The organism is Lactobacillus sp. UMNPBX19 (assembly GCF_002553805.1).
In the GTDB taxonomy this organism is placed as follows: Bacteria; Bacillota; Bacilli; order Lactobacillales; family Lactobacillaceae; genus Lactobacillus.
This window is the reverse complement of record NZ_PCYR01000111.1, coordinates 1-444: the sequence shown is the minus strand read 5'-3', so window position 1 is coordinate 444 and position 444 is coordinate 1. Positions and strand designations below refer to the sequence as shown.

At 40.5% G+C, this 444-nt stretch carries 1 pseudogene; it reads right to left on the bottom strand.

Going from position 1 to position 444, the window contains the following annotated elements:
* Positions 1 to 295: pseudogene (locus CP370_RS09325) on the bottom strand (hypothetical protein); the annotation flags it as partial.
* Positions 296 to 444 lie beyond the last annotated feature (149 nt).

The following is a 444-nucleotide window of genomic DNA, read 5'->3' as shown; positions in this document are numbered from 1 at the left end:
CTAAAAAGAAGTGATCAGCCACGTCTAAGTCATTCCCCATAAAATGTAAATGACCAATTTTCATCCCCACCGGAAATCCTGACCATTCATGTGTTTTTTTAGCTAGTAGCGCATCAGCATCAACTTCATCAGTGCCCATCTTTACCTGTCCATCTGTCCACTGCCAACCTGCTGCATCACGATCATGATAAAGTTCAAGACCATTTCCTTCAAAGTCATTAATATACAGTGCTTCACTGACCGTATGATCACCTGCACCAACCGGAATCTGTAGTGTTAGCAAACGATGTAACAACGAAGCTAATTCTGCTGCGTTTGGAAATAATAACGCAACATGATACAGTCCTGTTTGAGCAACAGTTTGTGCTTTACCATTTAATGATATTGTTAGAAACGGTGCTTCACCTTCTCGAAACGCATAATCAATATGGTTTTCATCTGATG